16 protein-coding genes, 1 tRNA gene and 2 pseudogenes are annotated in these 22256 nt (G+C 62.4%); 2 read left to right on the top strand and 17 right to left on the bottom strand.

All coding sequences use genetic code 11. The annotated features are described in order from the left end of the window. The 4 genes and pseudogenes from LB529_RS28625 to rpsL all read right to left on the bottom strand — a co-directional run. A pseudogene (locus LB529_RS28625) lies at positions 1–77 on the bottom strand (elongation factor Tu); the annotation flags it as partial. 65 nt (positions 78–142) lie between these two features. Then, positions 143–2233: an elongation factor G gene (gene fusA / locus LB529_RS28620; protein WP_095765517.1), complete on the bottom strand. Its 2091-nt coding sequence runs from the start codon at positions 2231–2233 to the stop codon at positions 143–145. Positions 2234–2262: 29 nt separating this feature from the next. Further along, positions 2263–2733: a 30S ribosomal protein S7 gene (gene rpsG, locus LB529_RS28615; protein ID WP_027170372.1), complete on the bottom strand. Its 471-nt coding sequence runs from the start codon at positions 2731–2733 to the stop codon at positions 2263–2265. A 9-nt stretch (positions 2734–2742) separates the two neighbouring features. Further along, positions 2743–3114, bottom strand: a complete 372-nt coding sequence (rpsL, locus tag LB529_RS28610) for a 30S ribosomal protein S12 (RefSeq protein ID WP_006202128.1) — start codon at positions 3112–3114, stop codon at positions 2743–2745. 463 nt (positions 3115–3577) lie between these two features. On the opposite strand from rpsL, the gene LB529_RS28605 reads away from it, so the two are divergent. After that, positions 3578–3859, top strand: a complete 282-nt coding sequence (locus LB529_RS28605; protein ID WP_095765518.1) for a transcriptional regulator — start codon at positions 3578–3580, stop codon at positions 3857–3859. Positions 3860–3943: 84 nt separating this feature from the next. Continuing rightward, positions 3944–4873 carry a Gfo/Idh/MocA family protein gene (locus tag LB529_RS28600; protein WP_224712939.1) on the top strand — a complete coding sequence of 310 codons (930 nt, stop codon included), beginning with the start codon at positions 3944–3946 and terminating at the stop codon, positions 4871–4873. 7 nt (positions 4874–4880) lie between these two features. Here the strand turns inward: LB529_RS28600 and LB529_RS28595 are convergent, their stop codons facing one another. The 13 genes and pseudogenes from LB529_RS28595 to tuf form a co-directional block, all read right to left on the bottom strand. Beyond that, positions 4881–5546 carry an O-methyltransferase gene (locus tag LB529_RS28595; protein ID WP_224712938.1) on the bottom strand — a complete coding sequence of 222 codons (666 nt, stop codon included), beginning with the start codon at positions 5544–5546 and terminating at the stop codon, positions 4881–4883. Positions 5547–5626: 80 nt separating this feature from the next. Continuing rightward, entirely contained in the window at positions 5627–9823 is a 4197-nt protein-coding gene (gene rpoC, locus LB529_RS28590) for a DNA-directed RNA polymerase subunit beta' (protein WP_095765633.1), read from the bottom strand. 184 nt (positions 9824–10007) lie between these two features. Next, positions 10008–14144 (bottom strand): DNA-directed RNA polymerase subunit beta, encoded by a 4137-nt coding sequence (gene rpoB / locus LB529_RS28585; protein WP_095765521.1) that lies wholly within the window; start codon positions 14142–14144, stop codon positions 10008–10010. Between the two features lie 282 nt (positions 14145–14426). After that, positions 14427–14807 carry a 50S ribosomal protein L7/L12 gene (gene rplL / locus LB529_RS28580; RefSeq protein WP_059189560.1) on the bottom strand — a complete coding sequence of 127 codons (381 nt, stop codon included), beginning with the start codon at positions 14805–14807 and terminating at the stop codon, positions 14427–14429. Between the two features lie 54 nt (positions 14808–14861). Beyond that, positions 14862–15380 (bottom strand): 50S ribosomal protein L10, encoded by a 519-nt coding sequence (gene rplJ, locus LB529_RS28575; protein WP_095765522.1) that lies wholly within the window; start codon positions 15378–15380, stop codon positions 14862–14864. Positions 15381–15785: 405 nt separating this feature from the next. Continuing rightward, positions 15786–16484 carry a 50S ribosomal protein L1 gene (rplA, locus tag LB529_RS28570; protein WP_095765523.1) on the bottom strand — a complete coding sequence of 233 codons (699 nt, stop codon included), beginning with the start codon at positions 16482–16484 and terminating at the stop codon, positions 15786–15788. Positions 16485–16488: 4 nt separating this feature from the next. Continuing rightward, positions 16489–16917: a 50S ribosomal protein L11 gene (rplK, locus tag LB529_RS28565; protein WP_095765524.1), complete on the bottom strand. Its 429-nt coding sequence runs from the start codon at positions 16915–16917 to the stop codon at positions 16489–16491. Positions 16918–17107: 190 nt separating this feature from the next. Next, positions 17108–17635 (bottom strand): transcription termination/antitermination protein NusG, encoded by a 528-nt coding sequence (gene nusG / locus LB529_RS28560; protein WP_095765525.1) that lies wholly within the window; start codon positions 17633–17635, stop codon positions 17108–17110. 27 nt (positions 17636–17662) lie between these two features. Next, entirely contained in the window at positions 17663–17866 is a 204-nt protein-coding gene (gene secE, locus LB529_RS28555) for a preprotein translocase subunit SecE (protein ID WP_095765634.1), read from the bottom strand. Positions 17867–18359: 493 nt separating this feature from the next. Then, positions 18360–19049, bottom strand: coding sequence for a cysteine hydrolase (locus tag LB529_RS28550; RefSeq protein ID WP_318012587.1), 690 nt, complete (start codon positions 19047–19049; stop codon positions 18360–18362). A 348-nt stretch (positions 19050–19397) separates the two neighbouring features. Continuing rightward, a tRNA-Trp gene (locus LB529_RS28545) sits at positions 19398–19473 on the bottom strand. 145 nt (positions 19474–19618) lie between these two features. Continuing rightward, positions 19619–20104, bottom strand: a complete 486-nt coding sequence (locus LB529_RS28540) for a group II truncated hemoglobin (protein WP_140545993.1) — start codon at positions 20102–20104, stop codon at positions 19619–19621. Between the two features lie 2017 nt (positions 20105–22121). Then, positions 22122–22256, bottom strand: a pseudogene (gene tuf, locus LB529_RS28530) (elongation factor Tu); the annotation flags it as partial.

Genomic DNA, 22256 nt, shown 5'->3' with positions numbered 1-22256 from the left:
GTCTTGCCATGATCGACGTGACCGATCGTGCCAATGTTCACATGCGGCTTGGTGCGCTCGAATTTACCTTTTGCCATGTGATCTCTCCAATCCTGCTTGCCCGTGCGGGCCTTGAATTAAGGTCTCGTGCAACCCGCTCGAGTTACGCGTATTTCTTCTGAACTTCCTGGGCGACCGCGGTCGGAACCGGCTCGTAGTGGTCGAACTGCATCGTGTACTGGGCGCGGCCCTGCGACATCGAACGCAGATTGTCGACGTATTTGAACATGTTGGCCAAAGGCACCATCGCATTGATGACGACGGCAACGCCGCGTGCTTCCTGACCCTGGATCTGGCCACGACGGCCGTTGAGATCGCCGATGACGCCGCCGACGTAATCTTCCGGCGTCACGACCTCGACCTTCATGATCGGCTCCAGAAGCTGCACGCCGAGGCGCGGAGCGGCTTCCTTGAAGCAGGCGCGGGAGGCGATTTCGAACGCCAGCACCGAGGAGTCGACGTCGTGGAAGGCGCCATCGACCAGCGTGGCCTTGACACCGATCATCGGGAAGCCGGCGAACGGGCCGGAACCCATGACGCTGTTGATGCCCTTCTCGACGCCCGGGATGTATTCCTTCGGAACCGCACCGCCGACGATCTTGGACTCGAACACGAACTCTTCGCTCTCGGTGTTCGGCTCGAAGATGATCTTGACGCGGGCGAACTGGCCGGTACCGCCGGTCTGCTTCTTGTGCGTGTAATCCTGCTCGTGCGTGCGGGTGATCGTCTCGCGATAGGCCACCTGCGGGGCGCCGACATTGGCTTCGACCTTGAACTCGCGGCGCATGCGGTCGACGATGATGTCGAGATGCAGCTCGCCCATGCCGGCGATGATGGTCTGGCCGCTTTCCTCGTCGGTCTTGACGCGGAAGGACGGATCCTCAGCCGCCAGGCGATGCAGCGCGAGGCCCATCTTTTCCTGGTCGTTCTTGGTCTTCGGCTCGATGGCGATCTGGATCACCGGATCGGGGAATTCCATGCGCTCCAGGATGACCGGATGCAGCGGATCGCAGAGCGTGTCGCCGGTGGTCGTGTCCTTGAGGCCAGCCAGGGCGACGATGTCGCCGGCATAGGCTTCCTCGATGTCGGCGCGCGAGTTCGCATGCATCTGCAGCATGCGGCCGATGCGCTCCTTCTTGCCCTTCACCGTGTTGTCGAGCGAGGTGCCCTTGGTGAGCTTGCCCGAATAGATGCGGGCAAAGGTCAGCGAGCCGACGAACGGGTCGTTCATGATCTTGAACGCCAGCATAGACAGCGGCTCGTTGTCGTCGGCATGACGCTCGATCTCGGCGTCGGTCTTGGCATCGACGCCCTTGATGGCCGGCACGTCGATCGGCGACGGCAGGTATTCGACGACGGCGTCGAGCAGCGGCTGCACGCCCTTGTTCTTGAAGGCCGAACCGCAGAACATCGGGAAGAACTTGACCGCGATGGTGCCCTTGCGGATCAGCGCGCGGATCTCGTCATTCGACGGCATCTTTCCTTCGAGGTAATTCTCGAGCGCGGTCTCGTCCATCTCGACGGCGGCTTCGATCATCTTCTCGCGGTACTGCTCGGCCTTGTCCTTGAGGTCGGCCGGGATCTCGACGACGTCCCAGGCAGCGCCAAGCGTCTCGTCACGCCAGACGAGCGCGTTCATCTCGACGAGGTCGACGACGCCCTTGAACTCGGTCTCGGCGCCGATCGGCAGCTGCATGACGACGGCCTGCGCGCCGAGGCGCGAACCGATCATTTCCTCGGAGCGGTAGAAGTCGGCGCCGATCTTGTCCATCTTGTTACAGAAGATCATGCGCGGCACGTGGTACTTGTCGGCCTGGCGCCACACGGTCTCGGTCTGCGGCTCCACGCCGGCGTTAGCGTCCAGCAGCGCGATGGCACCGTCGAGCACGCGCAGCGAACGCTCGACTTCGATGGTGAAGTCGACGTGTCCGGGGGTGTCGATGATGTTGAAGCGGCGCATCTTGCCGTCGCGACCCTTCCAGAAGGTCGTGGTCGCGGCCGAGGTGATGGTGATGCCGCGTTCCTGCTCCTGCTCCATCCAGTCCATGGTGGCAGCGCCGTCATGGACTTCGCCGATCTTGTGCGACTTGCCCGTATAATAGAGGACGCGCTCGGTCGTCGTCGTCTTGCCGGCGTCGATATGCGCCATGATACCGAAATTGCGGTAGTCTTCGATCTTGTATTCGCGGGCCATGGGAGGTGCCTCTCAGTCTCGTTCGCGCTTTACCAGCGGTAGTGCGCGAAGGCGCGGTTGGCTTCCGCCATCTTGTGGGTGTCTTCACGCTTCTTGACGGCCGTGCCGCGGTTGTTGGCCGCGTCCATCAGCTCGCCCGAGAGGCGGTCGACCATGGTGGTCTCGTTGCGGTTGCGCGCGGCGGCGATCAGCCAGCGGATGGCCAGCGCCTGACGACGCTCGGGGCGCACATCGACCGGAACCTGATAGGTGGCGCCGCCGACACGACGCGAGCGCACTTCCACATGCGGCGCGACATTGTCGAGCGCCTGATGGAAGACGGTGACCGGCTCCTGCTTGGTCTTGGCCTGGACCTGGTCCAGCGCGCCGTAGACGATGGTCTCGGCAACCGACTTCTTGCCGTCATACATGACGGCGTTCATGAACTTGGTGACGATCAGATCACCGAACTTGGGATCCGGATTGATCTCACGCTTTTCTGCACTGTGACGACGGGACATGGGAAACCCTTACTTCGGACGCTTGGCGCCGTATTTCGAACGACGCTGCTTGCGGTTCTTCACACCCTGCGTGTCGAGCACGCCGCGGATGATGTGGTAGCGGACGCCCGGCAGATCCTTGACGCGACCGCCGCGGATCATGACCACCGAGTGTTCCTGCAGGTTGTGACCTTCGCCGGGGATGTAGCCGATCACTTCAAAACCGTTGGTCAGGCGAATCTTGGCCACCTTGCGCAGCGCCGAGTTCGGCTTCTTCGGCGTCGTGGTGTAGACGCGCGTGCAGACGCCCCGCTTCTGCGGGTTCTGCTGCATGGCCGGGACCTTGTTGCGCTTCACCGGCGCCAGGCGCGGCTTGCGGATCAGCTGGTTGACGGTAGGCATTAAACCCTCTTGTCTCTCAATTCCGTGTCTGCCCTGTCAGGGGGCCGCTCAAAGCGTCATTTCCATACGCAAATTCGGGCAACACACCGCGTCTCGCGGTCCTGCCCGAACAAATTGCAGAGGAAGCGGTAGCCGCTTCATGCGCGCCGGAAATGTCTTTTCGCTCGTAAAACGAACCCTGTTTGAGGCAAACTCCAAAGCGTGTCGCTTCGGACAGGAGAGCCTCACATCGGTTCTGACGTCGCGGCTTCTACTCGCAACCCCAGGGTCCGTCAACCCCGGCGGGGCAAATATTGCGCCCAACGCGAGGCTGGGCAGCCATGCGGAAAACGCATGTAATTTTCTTGCGTCTTTTTTCAAGAGCGAGGAAGAAAGTGACCGGCTTTGCGCTGTCCTGTGGCCCGGCTTCGTGCCAAAAGGCGGCTTGCATCGGACAATCTCGGGGAAAACGAGGAATCAGCCCGTGAACGACAATGAAGAACGGCCGGTCACGATCATCACCGGACGGGTCTGGAAGAAAAAAGGCGGCAAGCCTGAAGGCGTTCATGTGATGCTTGTGGCGCCCGACGATGATTCTGCCGTGCGCCGCGCGCTCGAATCGCTTGCCGCCGAAGGTTACGCCGAGGCCGAGCTCGACCAGATCGGCGACATGGAGGGCGAGCCCGACGACGAGCCGCATCTGTCGGCCTATCAAGGCGCATTGGAGGGCGAGGTTTCGATCGTCACCTTTGAAGAGCCGATCTGAAAAGCGCGGCCAGCGTCATATTTGCCGGACTCGCCGGACAAACCTGCCCTGCCTAGACACACCTTTTCATTCCTTGGAGTTCCCATGACCAGCAATCCCATCAAGCTCGGCATCGTCGGCGTGGGAAAGATCGTCCGCGACCAGCACCTGCCGGCGGTCGCCAAGGACGGCAACTATCAACTGACAGCGGCGGCCAGCCGCCACGGCAAGGTGGACGGTATTGCGAATTATCCCAGCATCGAAGCGATGCTGGCGGCCGAGCCCAGCCTCGAGGCGGTCTCGCTCTGCATGCCGCCGCAGTTCCGTTACGACGCCGCGCGCACCGCGCTGGAAGCGAGGAAGCACGTGTTCCTCGAAAAGCCGCCGGGCGCCACGGTCAGCGAGGTCGAGCACCTCAAGGCGCTTGCCGAAAGGAACGGTGTCTCGCTCTTTGCCAGCTGGCATTCGCGCTACGCGCCGGCGGTGGAGGCCGCGCGCGCTTTCCTTGCGTCGGCCAGACTGACTTCGGCCGCCATCAACTGGAAGGAAGACGTGCGGCGCTGGCATCCGAACCAGGAATGGATCTGGGAGCCGGGCGGCTTCGGTGTGTTCGATCCCGGCATCAACGCGCTGTCGATCGCCACACACATCTTGCCTGCGATGTTCATCACCTCGGCCGTGCTCGATTTCCCCGTGAATCGCGCAGCACCGGTCGCGGCGCATGTCGCCTTCCGCACGTCGACCGGCTTGCCAGTGACGATGGAGCTCGACTGGCTGCAGACCGGCCCGCAAAGCTGGGACATCGTCGCCGAGACCGACAAGGGCAGGATGGTGCTGTCGGGCGGCGGCGCCAAGCTCGCCGTCGACGGGCGCATGATCCATGACGAGCCGGAGGCCGAATATCCGATGCTTTACAAGCGCTTCGCCGAGATTGTTCGCGCAGGAACGTCCGATGTCGACCTCGCGCCGCTGCAGCACGTCGCCGATGCGTTCATGCTGGGCAAGCGCAATGTGGTCGAGGCGTTCTTCGATTAGGGCATCCTCATTCTACGATCGCGATGGTAAATCCGTCATAGCCCTTGGCGCCGACGGTCTGGATGGCGGTGCCGTCCAGCCGCTTCTCGCCGCCGATGAACGAAAAAGCGGCGCGAGCGCCTTCGACATTGGCGTCGCCGCTGTTCTTTTTCACGACCGCGCCGTCGCGGATGACGTTGTCGCAGACGATGACCGTGCCTGAGCGCGAGAGTTTCATCGCCCAGTCGAGATAATTCGGGTTGTTCGGCTTGTCGGCGTCGATGAAGATCAGGTCGAACGGACCGGCATTTTCGCCTGCCAGCGCGGCAAGCGATTGCAGCGCTGGACCGACCCGCAGGTCGATCTTGTCTGAAACCCCTGCCCGCTCGAAGTTCGAACGCGCGACCTTGGCGTGGTGCGGATCGAGCTCCAGCGTCACCACCTTGCCGTCCGCCGGCAATCCCCTTGCCAACCAGATGGTCGAGTAGCCGCCAAGCGTGCCGACCTCCAGCACCTTCTTGGCGCCGCGAATACGCACCAGCAGCGACAGCAGTTTGCCCTGCGCGGCCGAGACGTCGATCGCCGGCAGGCCATGGTCGCGGTTGGCCGCCAGTGTGGCATCCAGCACGGGGTCCGCTTCGAAAAGGGAGGAAACGATGTAGTCGTCGACAGCCGTCCAGGTCTTGCTGCTCATAGCTCTTCCTCGTTGCATCAAGCCAAAATGCGAAAAGGGGCCGCGCGGGCCCCTTTTCTTGTTTTCTCATTTCATCGCGCTTACTGCGCGGCGTTGACCATGTCGGTCAGCATCGGCTCGGCGACCTCGACACCGGAGGCCTTGCGGCGCTCGTCGATGATGAGCTCGTCGCGCGAGGTGGCGATGCGCCTTATCTGGCTCATCGTGCCGCCCGTGCCGGCCGGGATCAAACGGCCGACGATGACGTTTTCCTTCAGGCCCTGCAGCATGTCGGTCTTGCCGGCAACCGCAGCCTCGGTGAGCACCCTGGTCGTCTCCTGGAAGGAGGCGGCCGAGATGAAGGACGGCGTCTGCAGCGAGGCCTTGGTGATGCCAAGCAGCACCGGCTGACCTTCGGCCGGCTTCTTGCCGTCCTCTATCAGGCGCTCGTTGACCTCCTCCAGCTCGATCACATCGACGTGGTCTCCCGGGATGTAGGTCGAATCGCCCTGCGTGGTGATCTCGACCTTCTGCAGCATCTGGCGAACGATCACCTCGATGTGCTTGTCGTTGATCGACACGCCCTGCAGACGGTAGACCTCCTGGATCTCGTTGACGAGGTAGGAGGCAAGCGCCTCCACGCCCTTGATCGCCAGGATGTCGTGCGGCGCCGGATTGCCGTCGAGGATGTAGTCGCCCTTCTCGATGACGTCGCCGTCCTGGAGATGGAACGGCTTGCCCTTCGGGATCAGGTACTCCACCGGCTCGAGCGTCGAGTCATGCGGCTCGATGATGATGCGGCGCTTGTTCTTGTAGTCGCGGCCGAAACGGATCGTGCCATCGATCTCGGCGATGATGGCGTGATCCTTCGGACGGCGAGCCTCGAACAGTTCCGCAACGCGCGGCAGACCACCGGTGATGTCCTTGGTCTTGGCGCTTTCCATCGGGATACGCGCCAGCACGTCGCCAGGCTTCACATGTGCGCCCGGCTCGACCGAGAGGATGGCCTCGACCGAGAGCAGGAAGCGTGCATCGCCGCCCTTCGACAGCTTGCCGACCTTGCCCTTGGCGTCCTGGATGGCGATCGCGGGCTTCAGGTCGTTGCCGCGCGGCGTCGAACGCCAGTCGATGACCTCGCGCTTGGTGATGCCGGTCGACTCGTCGGCCGTTTCCTGCACGGAGATGCCGTCGACCAGATCCTCGAACGCCACCCTGCCCTCGATTTCGGTGAGGATCGGGCGGGTATAGGGATCCCATTCGGCGATACGCTGGCCGCGCTTCACCTTGTCGCCATCGTCCACGAAAATACGCGAACCATAGGCGACGCGGTGCGTGGCGCGCTCCTTGCCGGTCTCATCGAGGATGAGCACCGCCATGTTGCGGCCCATGACCATCTGCTGGCCTTCCGAGTTGCGGACCACGTTGCGGTTGCGGATCTGCACCTTGCCCTCATAGGAGGCTTCAAGGAAGGAGGAATCCACCACCTGCGCCGTGCCGCCCATGTGGAACGTACGCATGGTGAGCTGGGTGCCCGGCTCGCCGATCGACTGCGCCGCGATAACGCCGACGGCCTCGCCCTGGTTGACGGGCGTGCCGCGGGCCAGGTCGCGACCGTAGCAGACCGCGCACACACCGGTCCTGACCTCGCAGGTCAGCGCCGAACGGATGCGGACCGACTGCACGCCGGCCTTCTCGATCTGCTCCACATCGCGCTCGTCCATCAACGTTCCGGCCTTGACCAGCAGATCGCCGGTGACCGGATGATTGATGTCATCGAGCGAAGTGCGGCCCAGCACGCGCTGGCCGACCGAGGCAACGATCTGACCGGCATCGACGATCGGCTGCATGGTGAGGCCCTTGTCGGTGCCGCAATCCACGGAGTTGACGATGCAGTCCTGCGCCACGTCGACGAGGCGGCGGGTGAGGTAACCCGAGTTCGCCGTCTTCAAGGCGGTGTCGGCCAGACCCTTGCGGGCGCCGTGGGTCGAGTTGAAATACTCGAGCACGGTGAGGCCTTCCTTGAAATTCGAGATGATCGGCGTCTCAATGATTTCACCCGAGGGCTTGGCCATCAGGCCACGCATGCCGGCGAGCTGACGCATCTGGGTGGGCGAACCGCGCGCACCCGAATGCGACATCATGTAGATCGAGTTCATCGGCTTCTGACGGCCGTTGTCCTCGAACTCCACCGCCTTGATGCGCGCCATCATCTCGTCGGCGACCTTCTCCGAGCACTTGGCCCAGGCGTCGACGACCTTGTTGTACTTCTCGCCCTGCGTGATCAGACCGTCATTGTACTGCTGCTCGTATTCCTTGGCCAACGCCTCGGTGTCGGAAACGAGCTTCAGCTTGGTGTCCGGGATCAGCATGTCGTCCTTGCCGAACGAAATGCCGGCACGGCAGGCGTGCGCAAAGCCGAGCGCCATGATGCGGTCGCAGAAGATGACCGTCTCCTTCTGACCGCAGTGGCGGTAGACGGTGTCGATCATCTTGGAGATGTTCTTCTTGGTCATCTCCTGGTTGGCGGTCTCATACGGCACGTTGACGTTCTTCGGCAGAAGCTCGCCGATGATCATGCGGCCAGGCGTGGTGTCGTAGATCTTCGACACGACGTTGCCTTCCGCGTCGACGCTGCGGAAGCGGCCCTTGATCTTGGCGTGCAGCGTCACGGCCTTGGTCTCCAGCGCATGCTGGAGCTCGCCCATGTCGGCAAACATCATGCCTTCGCCCGGCTCGTTCTGGTTGACGATCGAGAGATAGTAGAGACCGAGAACCATGTCCTGCGACGGCACGATGATCGGCGCGCCGGAGGCCGGGTGCAGGATGTTGTTGGTCGACATCATCAGCACGCGGGCTTCAAGCTGCGCTTCCAGGGACAGCGGCACATGGACCGCCATCTGGTCGCCGTCGAAGTCGGCGTTGAAGGCGGTGCAGACCAGCGGGTGCAGCTGGATCGCCTTGCCTTCGATCAAGATCGGCTCGAACGCCTGGATGCCGAGGCGGTGCAGCGTCGGCGCCCGGTTCAAGAGCACCGGATGCTCGCGGATGACCTCGTCGAGGATATCCCAAACCTCCGGACGCTCCTTCTCGACCAGCTTCTTCGCCTGCTTGACGGTAGAGGAGAAACCCTTGGCGTCGAGGCGGGCGTAGATGAAGGGCTTGAAGAGCTCCAGCGCCATCTTCTTCGGCAGGCCGCACTGATGCAGCTTGAGCTCCGGACCGGTCACGATGACCGAGCGGCCGGAATAGTCGACGCGCTTGCCGAGCAGGTTCTGGCGGAACCGGCCCTGCTTGCCCTTCAGCATGTCGGACAGCGACTTCAGCGGACGCTTGTTGGCGCCGGTGATGACGCGGCCGCGACGGCCGTTGTCGAACAGCGCATCGACGGCTTCCTGCAGCATGCGCTTTTCATTGCGCACGATGATGCCGGGCGCGCGCAGCTCGATCAGCCGCTTCAGGCGGTTGTTGCGGTTGATGACGCGGCGGTAGAGGTCGTTGAGGTCCGACGTGGCGAAGCGGCCGCCGTCCAGCGGGACAAGCGGGCGCAGGTCCGGCGGGATCACCGGAACCACCTTCATGATCATCCATTCCGGACGGTTGCCGGATTCCATGAAGTTCTCGACGACCTTGAGCCGCTTCAGGTATTTCTTCTGCTTGAGCTCGGACGTGGTCGAGGCCAGCTCCGAACGGAGGTCGCCGGCAATCTTCTCCAGGTCCATGCCGGCCAGAAGGTCATGGATGGCCTCGGCGCCGATCATGGCGGTGAAAGAGTCCTCGCCGTACTCGTCGACGGCAATCATGTACTCTTCCTCGCTGAGGAGCTGGTTCTCCTTCAGCGCGGTGAGGCCCGGCTCGGTGACGATGTAGTTTTCGAAGTAGAGCACGCGCTCGATATCCTTGAGCGTCATGTCGAGCAACGTGCCGATGCGCGAAGGCAGCGACTTCAGGAACCAGATATGGGCGACGGGCGCGGCGAGCTCGATATGGCCCATGCGCTCGCGGCGAACGCGCGACAGCGTGACTTCGACGCCGCACTTTTCGCAGATGACGCCCTTGTACTTCATGCGCTTGTACTTGCCGCACAGGCACTCATAGTCCTTGATCGGGCCAAAAATGCGCGCGCAGAACAGGCCGTCACGCTCCGGCTTGAAGGTGCGGTAGTTGATGGTCTCCGGCTTCTTGATCTCGCCGAACGACCAGGACAGAATCTTCTCTGGGCTGGCAAGTGAGATCCGGATGGAATCGAACACCTGCGCAGGCGCCTGCGGATTGAAGAGATTCATGACCTCTTGGTTCATGCCGTTCTCCTTTTCGGGGTCCTCGATAACCCCTTGCATCGATCGCGGACGAAATGTCCGCAGAATGGCCGGTCGAACCGGCCGAAGACTTTTTGGTTGAGCATGATCGCGGCCGAAAACCGGTAACCGCTTTTCGGGATCATGCTCAGGGCGCGCCGCGCTTAGAACGCGGCGCGCCAATGCCTTACTCGGCTGCGTCGGGCAGACGCGTCGGGGTCTCTTCGACCTGGGTGTTCTCCAGCTCGACATTGAGGCCGAGCGAGCGCATTTCCTTGACGAGAACGTTGAAGCTCTCGGGGATGCCCGCCTCGAACGTGTCGTCGCCGCGCACGATCGCCTCGTAGACCTTGGTGCGGCCGGCGACGTCGTCCGACTTCACCGTCAGCATTTCCTGCAACGTGTAGGCCGCGCCGTAGGCTTCGAGCGCCCAGACCTCCATTTCGCCGAAGCGCTGGCCGCCGAACTGCGCCTTGCCGCCCAGCGGCTGCTGGGTGACGAGCGAGTACGGACCGATCGAACGCGCGTGGATCTTGTCGTCCACCAGGTGATGCAGCTTGAGCATATAGATATAGCCCATCGTCACCTTGCGATCGAACGGCTCGCCAGTGCGGCCGTCATAGAGCTGCGACTGACCGCTGGTGTGCAGGCCAGCCTGCTCCAGCATGGTGTTGATGTCGGCCTCATGCGCGCCGTCGAACACCGGTGTCGCGATCGAGACGCCGCGGCGCATCTGCTCGCTCAGGCGAACGATGCTCTCGTCGTCATACTCGCGGATCGGCTCGTTGCGGTCATTGGCCGGCATGAAGCTTTCCAGCGTCTTGCGCAGCGGCTTGATGTCGCCGCCACCCTTGTACGCGTCGATCAGCTCGCCGATCTTCCTGCCCATGCCGGCGCAAGCCCAGCCCAGATGCGTTTCCAGGATCTGGCCGACATTCATGCGGCTCGGCACACCCAGCGGGTTGAGCACGATATCGGCATGCGTGCCGTCCTCGAGGAAAGGCATGTCCTCGACCGGAACGATGCGCGACACGACACCCTTGTTGCCGTGACGACCGGCCATCTTGTCGCCCGGCTGCATCTTGCGCTTCACCGCCACGAAGACCTTGACCATCTTCATGACGCCCGGAGGCATTTCGTCGCCGCGCTGCACCTTCTCGACCTTGTCCATGAAGCGCTGCTCGAGCGCCTTCTTGGACTCGTCATACTGGCCGCGCAGAGCCTCGAGCTCGCCCTGGAGCTTCTCGTTCTCCACGGCGAACTGCCACCACTGCGAACGCGGATACTCGTCGAGCGTGTCCTTCGACAGCTTCGAGCCCTTCTTGAAGCCCTTCGGTCCGGCGATCGCCTCCTTGCCGACCAGCACGTCGGAAAGACGCGCATAGACGTTGCGGTCGAGGATCGCCTGTTCGTCGTCGCGGTCCTTGGCCAAACGCTCGATCTCCTCGCGCTCGATCGCCATCGCGCGCTCGTCCTTCTCCACGCCGTGGCGGTTGAAGACGCGCACTTCGACGACCGTGCCGAAGGTGCCCGGAGGCATGCGCATGGAGGTGTCGCGAACGTCCGAGGCCTTTTCGCCGAAGATGGCGCGCAGGAGCTTTTCTTCCGGCGTCATCGGGCTTTCGCCCTTCGGCGTGATCTTGCCGACCAGGATGTCGCCCGGCTGCACTTCAGCACCGATATAGACGATGCCGGCCTCGTCGAGGTTCTTCAGCGCCTCTTCCGAAACGTTCGGAATGTCGCGCGTGATTTCCTCCGGCCCGAGCTTGGTGTCGCGCGCCATGACCTCGAACTCCTCGATATGGATCGAGGTGAAGACGTCGTCGGCCACGATGCGCTCGGAGAGCAGGATCGAGTCCTCGTAGTTGTAGCCGTTCCATGGCATGAACGCGACCAGCACGTTGCGGCCGAGCGCCAGGTCGCCGAGCTCGGTCGACGGACCGTCGGCAATGATGTCGCCCTTGTTGACACGGTCGCCCATGCGCACCAGCGGACGCTGGTTGATGCAGGTGTTCTGGTTCGAACGCTGGAACTTCATCAGCCGGTAGATATCGACGCCGGATTTGCCGGGATCGAGATCTTCCGTGGCGCGGATGACGATACGGGTGGCGTCCACCTGGTCGACCACGCCGCCGCGGCGGGCGCCGATGGCAGCGCCCGAGTCACGGGCGACGACCGGCTCCATGCCGGTGCCGACGAACGGCGCTTCGGCGCGCACCAGCGGCACGGCCTGACGCTGCATGTTCGAGCCCATCAGCGCGCGGTTGGCGTCGTCGTTCTCGAGGAACGGGATGAGCGCCGCAGCGACCGACACCATCTGCTTCGGCGAGACGTCCATCAGGTCGACGTTCTCGCGCGGCGCCATCATCACTTCGCCAGCATTACGGCAAATGACGAACTCGTCGACAAAACTGCCGTTCTTGTCGAGCTCGGCGTTGGCCTGCGCGACATAGTGCTTGGCCTCTTCCATCGCCGACAGATAGACAACTTCGTTGGTCAGCTTGCCGCCCACGATCTTGCGGTACGGGCTTTCGATGAAGCCGTACTTGTTGACGCGCGCAAAAGTGGCCAAAGAGTTGATCAGACCGATATTCGGGCCTTCCGGCGTCTCGATCGGGCAGATGCGGCCGTAATGCGTCGGATGCACGTCGCGCACCTCGAAGCCGGCGCGCTCGCGCGTCAGACCGCCCGGTCCAAGCGCCGACAGGCGACGCTTGTGGGTGATCTCCGAGAGCGGGTTGGTCTGGTCCATGAACTGCGACAGCTGCGAGGAACCGAAGAACTCACGCACGGCGGCGGCCGCCGGCTTGGCGTTGATCAGGTCCTGCGGCATGACCGTGTCGATCTCGATCGAGGACATGCGTTCCTTGATCGCGCGCTCCATGCGCAGCAGGCCGACGCGGTACTGGTTCTCCATCAACTCGCCGACCGAACGCACGCGGCGGTTGCCGAGATTGTCGATGTCGTCGATCTCACCCTTGCCGTCACGCAACTCGACCAGCGTCTTGACCACGGCCAGGATATCTTCCTTGCGCAGGACGCGCACAGTGTCCTCGGCCTTGAGCTCGAGGCGCATGTTCATCTTGACGCGGCCAACGGCCGACAGGTCGTAGCGCTCGCTGTCGAAGAACAGCGAGTTGAACATGGCTTCGGCCGTCTCGAGCGTCGGCGGCTCGCCCGGGCGCATGACACGGTAGATGTCGAACAGCGCGTCCTGGCGGCTCTCGTTCTTGTCGACGTTGAGCGTGTTGCGGATGTAGGCGCCGACATTGACGTGGTCGATGTCCAGGATCTGGATCTCGTCCTCGCCGGTGCTGAGCAGCACCTTCAGGGTCTTGTCGTCGATCTCGTCGCCGGCTTCGAGGAAGATCTCGCCGGTGCCGTAGTTGACGATGTCCTCGGCAAGGTAGTTGCCAAGCAGGTCCTCGTCGGTCGCCTTGATGGCCTTGAGACCCTTCTCGCCGAGCTGACGTGCCTGGCGGGCGGTGATCTTCTTGCCTTGCTCGACCACGATCTCGCCGGTGTCGGCGTCGACCAGGTCGCCGACGGCCTTGAGGCCGCGGAAACGCTCGACGTTGAACGGAATCCGCCAGTGGTCGCCGGCGCGCTTATAGGTGATCTTGTTGTAGAAGGTCGACAGGATCTCCTCGCCGTCCATGCCGAGCGCCATCAGCAGCGACGTCACTGGGATCTTGCGGCGGCGGTCGATGCGGGCGTGCACGACGTCCTTGGAGTCGAACTCGATGTCGAGCCACGAACCGCGATAGGGAATGACACGCGCGGCAAACAGAAGCTTGCCCGACGAGTGCGACTTGCCCTTGTCATGGTCGAAGAAGACGCCCGGCGAACGGTGCATCTGCGAGACGATGACGCGCTCGGTGCCGTTGACGATGAAGGTGCCGTTCGATGTCATGAGCGGCATGTCGCCCATGTAGACGTCCTGCTCCTTGATGTCCTTGATCGACTTGGCGCCGGTATCCTCGTCGATATCGAACACGATGAGGCGCAGCGTCACCTTCAGCGGCGCGGCATAGGTCAGGTCGCGCTGACGGCACTCGTCAACGTCGAATTTCGGTGCCTCGAACTCGTACTTCACGAACTCCAGCATCGAGGAGCCGGAAAAGTCGGAGATCGGGAAGACCGACTTGAAAACGGCCTGCAGTCCTTCGTCCGGACGGCCGCCCTTGGGCTCGTCCACCATCAGGAACTGGTCATAGGATGCCTTCTGGACCTCGATGAGATTCGGCATCTCCGCAACTTCCGGGATCTTTCCGAAGAACTTGCGTACGCGTCTGCGGCCATTGAAAGTCTGGGTCTGGGCCATCGTCGCTCCTTAGCTATAAACTCGGGACGAACCTCGCCGCGGCTCGCCTTGCACCAACGGGCTGCCTCGGCGGCTGCCCCTATCTGTTTTTCCGGCCGCCCCTGCCAATTTCTTGGGCCAATCGCTTGGCGGCTACCGGCTAAAACGGGAGAAAACCCGTTTCCGGAAGGCCGCTTTTCGGCCCTCAGGAAAGAGGTTTTCAAACGCCTCGCGTGACAGAACCCTCCCTCAGTCCAAGGGAGGGGCGGACGGCGCGAGACCGTCCGCCCTCGCCTAACAGGCTTACTTCAGCTCGACCTTGGCGCCAGCTGCTTCCAGCTGAGCCTTGAACTTGTCGGCGTCGGCCTTGGAAACGCCTTCCTTGACCGGCTTCGGAGCCGCTTCGACCAGGTCCTTGGCTTCCTTGAGGCCAAGGCCGGTGATGGCGCGGACTTCCTTGATGACGTTGATCTTCTGGGCGCCGGCATCGGCGAGAACGACGTCGAATTCCGTCTTCTCTTCAGCCGGAGCAGCGGCAGCGGCACCAGCGCCGCCGGCAGCGGCAACCGCCACCGGAGCGGCGGCCGAAACGCCCCACTTCTCTTCCAGGAGCTTCGACAGCTCGGCCGCCTCGAGGACGGTCAGCTTCGAAAGGTCGTCTACGATCTTTGCAAGATCAGCCATTTTTGTATTCCTTCACTAGGTTCGAACGTGTGTTGTTGACAGCGAGGAACGGCCTCATGCCGCCTCGTCCTTCCGGGCGTAAGCGCCGATGACACGCGCGACCGAAGCCGCGGGCGCATTGACGATCTGGGCGATCCGGGTAGCCGGCGTGGCGATCATGCCAACCAGCTTGGCGCGCAGCTCGTCGAGCGACGGTAGTGTGGCGAGTGCCTTCACACCGTCGGCGTCGAGCGAGGTCGCACCCATCGCGCCACCGAGAATGATCAACTTGTCATTCCCCTTGGCGAAATCGGACGCGACCTTCGGCGCCGCAATCGGATCCTCCGAATAAGCGACCAGCGTCTGTCCCTTGAACAGATCGATGATCGATGCGGAGTCCGTGCCCTGAAGAGCGATCTTGGCGAGACGGTTCTTCGCGACTTTGACGGTGCCACCGGCGGCGCGCATCTTCGACCGAAGGTCGTTCATTTGCGCGACGGTGATACCGGCGTAGTGGGCCACGACGACTGAACCAGCGCTTGAAAACGCATCATTCAGGCCCGTGACGAGTTCGCGTTTTTCCGCTCTGTCCACTGCCTATCTCCAGTTGACCCCTGCCCCATTGACGAGGTCAGGCGTCGGTTGCCTTTTGCCGGCCGGGCCATCCAGTAACGGATCTCCCGAACGACGCTCGAGGATCCTGCCCCCTTTCGCCACACCAGCCGGCACGCCGGATAGTGCGCAGACAAAAGGCAAACACGGTTCGAACCTTTCATTGGAGCTTGGCTCCTTTGTCGGGTCTTCACCCGTCTCATGCAGGCCCAATCGAATTAAGGCTTTTGGGCCGCCTGCAATCTCGGACAGGATATCCGGAAACCTTTCGGCTTCCGGGTACCGGGCCGCCGACGGATCGGCGGTCCGGAATTCTTTCTTGCTGGAGCATGTTCCCGCTTTTCAGGATCATGCCCTTGCGATCGGCCTTACCCGATCGGCCGACACTTACGACGCGGCGAGCGTCGCGATGTCGAGCTTGAGGCCGGGGCCCATCGTCGAGGTGACCGACACCTTCTTGACGTAGTTGCCCTTGGCGCCCGCGGGCTTGGCCTTGGTCACCGCGTCGGCGAAGGCGCGGACATTTTCTTCCAGCGCCTTGACGTCGAACGAGACCTTGCCGACGCCGGCCTGGACGATGCCGGCCTTCTCGACGCGGAACTCGACGGCGCCGCCTTTCGAAGCCTTGACGGCCGCGGCCACATCGGTGGTCACAGTGCCGACCTTCGGGTTCGGCATCATGCCGCGCGGGCCGAGAACCTTACCCAGACGACCGACCAGCGGCATCATGTCCGGCGTGGCGATGCAGCGATCGAAATCGATCGTGCCCTTCTGGACGATGTCGACAAGGTCCTCGGCGCCGACGATATCGGCGCCGGCGGCCTTGGCTTCCTCAGCCTTGTCGCCACGCGCAAACACGGCGACGCGCACCGAGCGGCCGGTGCCGTTCGGCAGGTTGACCACGCCGCGGACCATCTGGTCGGCATGGCGCGGATCGACGCCGAGGTTCATCGAGATCTCGACGGTCTCGTCGAACTTCACCTTGGACCGGTCCTTGAGCAGCTGCAGCGCCTCGTTGAGGGCGTAAGCCTTGTTCGGATCGATGCCTTCGCGGCTCTTGGCAACACGCTTTGCAATCTTTGCCATGATCTTAGCCCACCACTTCCAGGCCCATCGAGCGGGCGGAACCCTCGACCATGCGCATGGCCGCCTCGACGTCGTTTGCGTTCAGGTCCTTCATCTTCTGCTCGGCGATCGCGCGCACCTTGTCGCGGCTGATCGTGCCGGCCTTGACCTTGCCCGGCTCCTTGGAGCCCGACTTCAGGTTGGCGGCCTTCTTCAGGAAGTAGCTCACCGGCGGCGTCTTCATGACGAAGGTAAACGACTTGTCCTGGTAGTAGGTGATGACGACGGGGATCGGCGATCCCTTCTCGAGCTCCTGGGTCTGCGCGTTGAACGCCTTGCAGAATTCCATGATGTTGATGCCGCGCTGACCAAGCGCCGGGCCGATCGGGGGCGACGGCGTGGCCGAGCCCGCGGCAACCTGGAGCTTGAGCTGGCCTGCAACTTTCTTAGCCATCTCTATTCCTGCCTTTTCTCATGCCGGCCCCGTTACTCGGGAAACGCGGCGGTTGCAGTCTGGTGGTGCGGTTCCGACGGCCGGCTATGCCGCCTTCGCCTCCCACCCGTTCATGCGACGTCTGTTCACGCCGCCTCCCGACGCCTTGCGGCGCGGTATCCCGACGCCCTTTCGGGCGCTGGTATGCGGATCAGCCCTTTTCGACCTGCCCGAACTCCAGATCGACGGGCACAGCGCGCCCGAAGATCGAAACTTCCACCTTGAGGCGGGCCCGCTCCTCGTCCACCTCCTGGACGACGCCGTTGAACGACGCGAACGGACCGTCCGAAACGCGGATCGCCTCGCCGATCTCGAAGGTGACCGAAGGTTTCGGCCGCTCGACGCCTTCCTGGACCTGGTTCAGGATGCGCTGCGCCTCGGTCTCGGTGATCGGCACGGGCTTGGAGTCGCCCAGGAAGCCGGTGACCTTCGGCGTGTTCTTGACCAGCGAGAACACGGCGTCGGTCAGATTTGCCTTCAAGAGCACGTAGCCCGGGAAGAACTTGCGCTCGGCATCGACCTTGCGGCCGCGACGGATCTCGACGACCTTCTCGGTCGGGACCACGATCTGCTCAATGTCCCCGGCCAAGCCCTTCTGCTTGGCCTTGTTCTCGATGTCCTCGGCGACCTTCTTCTCGAAGTTCGAATAGGCGTGGACGATATACCACCGCGCAGTCATTTCACGACCTCTCCGTAATCCGCCGAATTAATGCCCGAGACCCAGGATCCACTCGATCGCATAGCCCATCAGAATATCGGCAGCGAAGAAGAACAGCATTGCGATCACCGCGAATATCAGGACCATCACGGTCGAGATCATGGTTTCGCGCCGCGAAGGCCATGTCACCTTGGCCGTCTCCGCGCGAACCTGCTGGAGAAAGGTGAAGGGATTAGTGGTTTTCGAAGCCATGCGCCGCCTGTTTTCGAGACCCGTTGGCCGGGCCTCCTGGATGATCCCGCTGACCGGGACGTGCCGCCTGGGCTCCATGCGGCGCGAATCAGCGCCGCTATTTCACCCACGCAAATCAGACGCGTAAAGCCGGCTTCCCAGCTCCACGCGTCGCGTGTCTGTCTTGTCTACATAAAACCGATTCTTAATCCACGCAAGTGGCAAGGGTCCGCTTTATGTCTCAACGCCGCCTCGGAACCATCCAGTCGTCCCGTCCCGGCTATACGGGGCTTATGCCCCAATTCCTGCCATATGGCAAGCCGTCCGCCGATTTTCAACGCCGGAGCGGCCGCTGCGGAGCCTTGAAGGTCTCGCATATGACGATTTCAGAGATTAAGCCTAAATCCAGGAGCGAGGAACCGGTCCGTCGGCTGGAGATCTTGACAGGTTCGGGTCGACGACGTGGCTACCGGAAGAGAAGGCGCGGATCGTGGCGATGCGCCGCCTCGTCAGCTCATTCGGCTAGTTCAAGACGTCCCTGAACTCGCTCCTCGATCGCCTTAAGGAAATCGTCGGACGTCGATGTCCATCCAAAGAGTATCTGCACGAGCGTGATCGAGGCTTCATGATTGCTCCTTGATGCGTCCCAGGCGATGGGCTCGCTGGTGCAATCCGTCAGCAGTATGCAGTGGTAGTCCCTGAAGAAGGCATCCCGAATTGTCGATTCCACGCACACGCTGGTCGTGCATCCTGTCACGATGAGGTGTTTGATACCTGCGGTTTTCAGAACAGAATCGAGTTCGGTCTCGTAGAAACCGCTGAACCGCGTTTTGTAGACGACCACATCCCCTGCCTCTGGCTTGAGGTCGTTAACAATATCCGTTCCCCAGGTGTCGCGGATCAGAATCCGGCTCTCGCTGCCATCCGGGGCCGTGATGCTCTCACCGACCCCAAAGATCTGGAGATGTCGGAGACGGTTGGGGGCGTCCGATGTCCCAAGGTCCGAGAGGTCGGAACAATAACCCATCTTCAGATAGATAACCGGCACTCTCAAACCGCGAGCGGCAGCTATTACTCTGGCCGTAGGGCCGACAGCCCATTGAATACCGGAGATATCGATTCCGGCTCTGTCGAACATTCCACCTTGCGAGCCGAAGTCATTCTGCATGTCCACGACGAGAACTGCGGCGTTAGCAAGATCAATCGAAATAGGTTGAGGCTTCGCGTCGATAACCAGGGGATGTATTTTTGTCCTCCCACCAGAAAGAGGTGTCGCTCTTTGCGCCCTTGGCTATCAAGACCCGCCACCTACGTTGCGTCAAGAAAGGGGAGAGTTACATCCCTGCTTGGCGGCCTAAGAACAGCGGTTGCAGTCAAGCGCTAAGGACGAAACCTTACATCGTTGGTCTTAAGGCGCAACGATTTTGCCACTCACAGGCCCGCGACACGGGCCGGCAGGTAGATGACCTCAAGGGCCGGCAGACGCGCGGAAGAAAAGGCTGATTTCGGCGATCGAGAGGGCGGTTGCCAGATGCCTGCCCTCTTGAAGGAATGGCACGGGCAGCAGGGCTCGAACCTACGACCTGCGGTTTTGGAGACCGCCGCTCTACCAACTGAGCTATGCCCGTGCATGCGCTTGTTCGGCGCAGGCGCTTCCTAAAAGCTTCCGTGCGCTCTGTAAAGAGCACTCTGCAGTGGTTTTGAAACCCTTTGCCGGAAATCTGGATTCCATTACCGCCGGCGACCGATCGCGCTCGCCAAACAACCCCGCGCCTACGACTTGCCGGCCGGCGGCTTGTATGGCCCGCCCGGCACGCCCCAGCCCCAGGCGGGCATCGGCTCGGTCTCGGGATCGCAGGTCTCGCCCAGATTCGAGTTCATCTTCGCCAGCCGCGATCCCCATTCGACATAGCCCATGAAGGCCGAGCGGAACTCGGGGTCATCGGGCAGGCCGACCTCATCCGCCGCGTCGGCAAGGAGATTGATCCAGCGGCGGCGCTGCTCCTCGGTCAGATGCTTGCCGAGATGATGCATCACCATCTCGCGATGGCCGCCATGCTTCTCGCTGTAGGTCTTCGGGCCGCCGAAGACCTCGCCGATGAAGGCGGCGACATGCGCCGGGTGATCCGGCGACATCATCCTGAACACCGGACCGACGACCGGATCCGCCGCCACCTTGTCATAAAAGGTTCGTGTCAGCCGGTTCAGCGCCTCGCTGCCGCCGGCCCATTCGTACAAAGTCGGGATGTCCTCGCTCATCGCCGCTCCTTCCTGTGCATACAGCAAGATAGCGGCCGCGCCCTGCCCCGCTCAACCTGCCTCGATGGCCAGTGCGCAGCTACAGCATGATCCCGAACCGAAGGTCAGCGAATGCAAAAAGTGGAAACCGGTTTTCGGAAAAGATCATGCTCCAACAAAGAGTTAGATCATGATGGCGATTCAACGAAACGTCATCCTGATCTACAGCTTCGCCGGCGCCTTAGCCTCGGCATCGGCGGACGGAAGAGCCCGGCAATTGTCGGGCCTGGGTGCGGATCTGCAAATGGTGGCGCCCGTCAGCGCGTCCACCGATTGCGGTCCGGTCGTCAGCCCGAATGTCTTCAGTTCGTCCCGGCTGAGTTCCCTGTGCTTTGCATATTCGGCCGACTGCATGGCGGCGAAAAAGCCCGAGCCGACCGCCATCTCGTCGAGATAGGCCCCGACCTTGTCTTCCATGCCCATGGAATGCACGAGGAAGTGCGCACCGGCGCCAACGAGGCGCCGGACGCCGCCGGCGACCATCACCGCGCAGGCGGCGTCGCATTCGGCGCCGGCATCTATGGTGAGCCCGGCATGGAGACCGTCGGCCGCGACGCACCCCACGGCGCCCGGATCGCAGTCGAGAAAATCCGTTCGGGCGACCGCGACATCCAAGCCGTGCTCGCGGATCAGCCTGCCCGCGGCGAGCGCAGCCTGCACATCTCCACCCGGCGAGTTGATTACGACCGGCAACCGGCGCTCACGGATTGTATCGAGCAGCTGGCGCAGCTTGTCGGCCGTATCTGCGGCGATCGTGCCTTCCGCCGAAATCCATTCCGGACAATCGGGATTGCATAGCGGGTTGCTGCCGCGAACAAGAACGAAACGCATCTGCTGTTCGTGGGCTTGCGGTGTCGGCGGCGGCGCCGGCGCTGTATAAGAAGGTCCGGCCTCTACTGCCGCGACCGCGACGGGCGCGCCGTTCGCGGGAATCTCGCGACAATTCGCCGGTGCCGGATGGCGCTGGCAAATGGTTCTCTCGGTCAGCAGATCGAGCGAATCGAGGCTGGTCACGAGCTTCATCTCCAGCATGTCATCGGGCTCGATCTGCCTGATGTCGCTGGCAGGTGTGGCCTTCATCACGCCCAGCACGCCCTGCTCGACGCCCATCTCCTTCAAATAGGCCGACAGCCGCTTCTCGATCGCCTTGCTCATCTCATAGGTCTTGTAGCTGCCGGCATTCTTGCGGCTGACGATCTTGGTGCCGATGATCTTCTTCTTGCCGTTCACAACCCGGTAGGTGGTGCGGTAGAGCAGTTTTTCGCGCTGGTAGGTGGTGGTGATCTGATGGACGCCGAGATAGGCCCATTCGCCGACGACGCGGTGGATGCCGCCGGCAAACATCAGCGGACAGGCCGAATTGCACATCGCACCGCTGTCGTAAGCGACGCCGGAATAGGGCTGACCCTTGCCGTCATTGTCCCGGCAATTTTTCGTCCCCGGCGAGCAGCCGGAAAATTCCGTGATGCCGACCGCGATATCGAGCTTGTTCTTGCGGACCATGCGGCCAAGCTGCAGCGCGGCATCGACATTGCCGCCGGGAGAATTGACGACGATGGGCAATTGCCGCCCGCCGAGCGTCTTTAGCAGGCGTTTCAGTAGCGCCGGCGTGCCGGCCTCGATCGTGCCTTCGGCAGAAATCCATTCCGGGCAGTTCGGCTCGCAGCCCGGCGCGCTGCTGCGCACGACGACGAAACGCATCGCCGGACCGTAGTCCTGAGGTGTCTCCTTCGCGGCGGCGTTGAGGGTGGCCAGCCCTGCGGCAGCGGCCAATCCCAGCCGAAGCAGCTCGCGCCAACACCGCATGGTCTTTGAACGGAATGTTGAAACCACGTCTGGCAAGCCCCTCGGCGCAACCCATACTAGTTGCGGCGACGATGGTTGCAACAGAATTGAACAGGGCCTGGCAGCACTGCTTCAAACAAAAGGGCGGCCCGAAGACCGCCCTTTCCTGCCGAACCGGCAAAAGCCGGATCGATTATTCCTTGATGGTGACGACGATGCCGGCACCGACGGTGCGGCCGCCTTCACGGATTGCGAAGCGCAGCTTCTCTTCCATCGCGATCGGCACGATCAGCTCGACGTCGACGGTGATGTTGTCGCCGGGCATCAC

The sequence above is a fragment of the Mesorhizobium sp. CA5 genome (assembly GCF_020165105.1).
GTDB lineage: Bacteria > Pseudomonadota > Alphaproteobacteria > Rhizobiales > Rhizobiaceae > Mesorhizobium.
This window is presented reverse-complemented; position numbering and strand designations above follow the sequence as displayed.